Source organism: Thermoplasmatales archaeon (genome assembly GCA_014361195.1).
Taxonomy (GTDB): Archaea; Thermoplasmatota; E2; order UBA202; family JdFR-43; genus JACIWB01.
Genome location: JACIWA010000016.1, coordinates 1 through 3,693 on the forward strand (window position 1 = coordinate 1; position 3,693 = coordinate 3,693).

The following is a 3,693-nucleotide window of genomic DNA, read 5'->3' on the forward strand; positions in this document are numbered from 1 at the left end:
GCTAAGCAACTTAAAAAAGGATATTTTGAATTCAGTATCTGTTTATATTTCTGATGATATTGAAAATGATTTAGAACAAAATATGGTTAATCCCTGTAAGATGCGGGAAACCTGTAAAGAGAAATACAAAGACAACTCCATGATTACACAGTCCTAGTGCAGTAGAGCCGCCAGAAAAAGGAGAATGGATATTTACACCATCCTGAGCATAGTAGACGGATTAAATACTGTACTGTGGATGAAATATCATGCTAGAAGATCAATAAAACTCCAGAAAAAGAGGCAATACTTAAAAGGACATTTAAATAAGATTTAATTAAAGAAAAAAGAACCTTTTCATTTTTTTATGTAATAAGAAGGTGGCATGTATGTTTTTGTTAAATATTCCTTAAGTTTGTTTTCTTCAAGTTCAAGGAAATCTCCTGGATTTTTACCCTTCAGGGAATGTTTTACTGTCTGTAATTTGAGGACACTTCTTTTTAGGATTCTGGCGAATTCTTTGTCCAGTTTGAGGATTTCCTCTAATAGGGTCACGTCCTCTGGGAGTGGTATGGATCCCCCAAAATCTTTTCTGAACCAATGCCCTACTGTATGTTTGTATTCTGGTGGTAAGGCTTGGGTAATGTCTTTAATTCTCAGGTCATTCTTTTTCATATAAATATTAAGGTATCTGGCTATGGTTGGTTGATCTAATCGATATAATCTCATCTTGGAGAACGAGTCGCCTATTATGGTTTTTCTTGCTCCTGGTGAAGCGCCCCAATTCATTCGTTCCATGCCTGCGAATTTACTTTTACTTTCCTTGCATCTTTTTTGATACTGTGGTTTTATGTTTTCTCCGACTTGATATTCTCCATTTTCAACTGATTCTAGGGATTCTATGATTTCTTTTGATTCTTTTAGGATGGGGAGGGAGTTTTTTCCGTATATCTCTTTTTGGCAGTTATAACAGATGTTATCCCCTAAGGGGTCATAGGTGTCTATAAGTTGTGTCCCACAGTGAGGACATGTAAATTGTAGTGATTCCATGATGAATTCATCTTTTCGGGGATTTAGGCATAATTCAAGAGAAATATTGTCGTCCTCCCAGGATACAGCGACTATTTTAGGGAAATTATCCTGGCTGTATGTTGATATTATGTCAACAACTTCTCCTTTCCTGGGTTTTTTAGAGAGGTTATCATTTACGATGAGGCCTATAAAGTCTTCTTGGTTCCATTTTTCTGGTAGTACGGTTTTTGGTTTCTTTCTAATCCTGTCTATATAAAATTTGTAGTTGACCCTTGTTGTGTCTTTTACCAGCATAAAGACAGGATACCATGAAGAGCCGTCTTCAATTATTATCATATTTCGAAGTATAAAGCCATGGTCTATTAATAATCCTGGTAAAACAAGGTCTGATAATTTCCAGTTTTTTACACCGAAAAAGTAGACAGCATCCTCTCTATGAAAATCCTGGAATTCTTCTGAAAGCATTCCCATTATTATACGGGAGAACTCTTCACTGTTTTTAGCGATGAATGTTTCACCATGAGTATCCTCGATGATTATAAGAGGTTTATCCTCTGAAAAGGCTAATTTATCATTAACTGGTTCCCATGTATATTCAGAAGATTTAAGCTCTTTAATTTCCTTGATACCAGTTCTTTCAGTGATAATATCTAAAAATTTTTTTCCCTTCTCGATTAGTATAACATTCAAATCTTTGGGATACAGCTGATACTTCATTTTTTTTACCACTGCCCCTGTGGTTCCTGTCCCTGCGAAAGGGTCTAAAATGTAATCACCATCTTTAAGGTTGCACCTTGAGAGTAAAGATGAAACCAGTTTCTCAGGAAAAACTGCTGTATGCTTCCATTTTGTTTGCTGCAGTGGTATTTTGAGGACTGGGTGTTTTTTTGTGTAAATGTTTTCATCGGATTTCCCGAAAACTAGGACGGGTTCATAAGTGTTTGTGAATCTGTCTTTAACTGATGAAGGCATATGGTTGGGTTTATACCATATAATTATATCTAAAAGCTTCCAACCATCTTTGATCATATGTGCTGCAAGCCTATAAGGGATCTGAAGAAGATGGGATTTACCATACCTATTCTTATACTTATCACCTATATTTAGGAAGAACACTCCATCATCCTTTAGCTTAGCCCTTAACTCCCTGAATATAACGATTAATCTCCCTATATACTCTTCCGGAGTCTTTTCTCTACCAATTTGTCCTTTAAACCCATAATCTCTTTGTCTCCAGTAGGGAGGAGAAGTTAATGCAACAGAAATACTATTATCCTCTAAACATCTTAATGCACTAAAAACATCCCCAAATAAAATCTTTCCTTTAACCATACTACCACTATAACCTTTTCTCTGTTAGCTCATATACGGTAATGGGATCAAAATATTTTTTTAAAACAGGTAAGTATTCTTTGTTGATGTGTAGGAACACGGCACGGGATGCCTTGTTATCTAATCCTTTGAAAACTGAGTTACCGCTTTTCTTGTAATGATATCTGAAGGAAGATCCCCAGCTCTTGCCACTCACTATTTCATCATCATAATGAGGCGCTAATTCTCCATTGGGAATAGAAATGGATAATATGGCAACGGGTTTTATTTCTCGTTCCTTTAACTTTTTTGCTATTCCAATAATCTTTTTCTCAAATTCTTCCAAGTCCTTTTCAACGTTTTCTGAGAATTCATGACGTAGTTTATCATGTATAAAATACCCTCTCACTATATTATCCAAAATAGGTTCTAATCTCTTTTTTTCATTAGATGGTTTATAATTCAAAAATTCTTCTAAAGAGCCTTCTATTGGAGTAAGAATGTCTTTTAAATTGATACTAATTAACTCTCTTATAGCAATATAATCTTCCCTTATCTCATCAATTATTTCTTTATAGTCGGGATAGATGAATAGAAGAGCATTCGTGATTGTAAGCTTATTATTATAAGTGGTGGGAATATTTGGGTATACCTTTATTTTTTTACAATCAGCCTTTATATTCTTACCTCTTATTTTGCAATCTAAAACTCCCGGATAACTTGATTGGTTAATTCCAAGAGGTACAGTGTCTTTAAAATCTGAAGGGTTTTCAAGATTAGCAGTTTTGATATCTATATGAATAATACTATTATCATTTTCATATGTTAAATCAGAAGAATAACCTAATGGTAAAAATTTATAACCAAGTGAATTCATTTTAGAATTTAAAATGAATGCTATATGTTTTTCTATAATCTCAGAGAATGGATTAAAAGATTTTGATTCTATGCTTGCCATGATTATAGGCAATGTTATATAATTAATAAACTTCATTGAATTCTTTAGATTTGTATTAAATAATTCCAAACTTTCTTTTATTATAAAGTTTAGCTTTTGTAGAAATTCAAATTCTTCTTTTTCAATTTCTTTTTGGTTTTCTGTGAATTTGGGATTTTTCATTTTTTGCACCTACTAAAACTGTAATGTAGACTTCATTTCATGTCAAAATTTTCGTAGCCTTTTGGATTTATCATCATGTCCATGAACCTGGATCCTAATCATCTTCTAGGTGTTTGAGGATTATTTGGAGAAATGATGGGCCCGCTGGCGCTACTCTTTGGGCCGCCTGATATACATATCATATATATGTATATAGCGGATGTATATATCGCATATATTATATCACGCCGCCCTTAAGGGCACCCTCGCAG

The 3,693-nt window shown here is 34.1% G+C and carries 2 protein-coding genes; both read right to left on the minus strand.

The genetic code is table 11. From position 1 onward, the window contains the following. Window positions 1-336: 336 nt before the first annotated feature. Window positions 337-2,343 (minus strand): site-specific DNA-methyltransferase, encoded by a 2,007-nt coding sequence (locus H5T44_06340; GenBank protein MBC7081838.1) that lies wholly within the window; start codon window positions 2,341-2,343, stop codon window positions 337-339. 7 nt (window positions 2,344-2,350) lie between these two features. Then, complete coding sequence (locus H5T44_06345; protein ID MBC7081839.1) at window positions 2,351-3,442, minus strand: hypothetical protein; 1,092 nt, start codon at window positions 3,440-3,442, stop codon at window positions 2,351-2,353. Between the last annotated feature and the right edge of the window lie 251 nt (window positions 3,443-3,693).

Excerpts from the sequence above, each read along its gene's own strand:
- H5T44_06340 (MBC7081838.1), bottom strand. The coding sequence starts at position 2,343 with ATGGTTAAAGGAAAGATTTTATTTGGGGATGTTTTTAGTGCATTAAGA.
- H5T44_06345 (MBC7081839.1), bottom strand. The coding sequence starts at position 3,442 with ATGAAAAATCCCAAATTCACAGAAAACCAAAAAGAAATTGAAAAAGAA.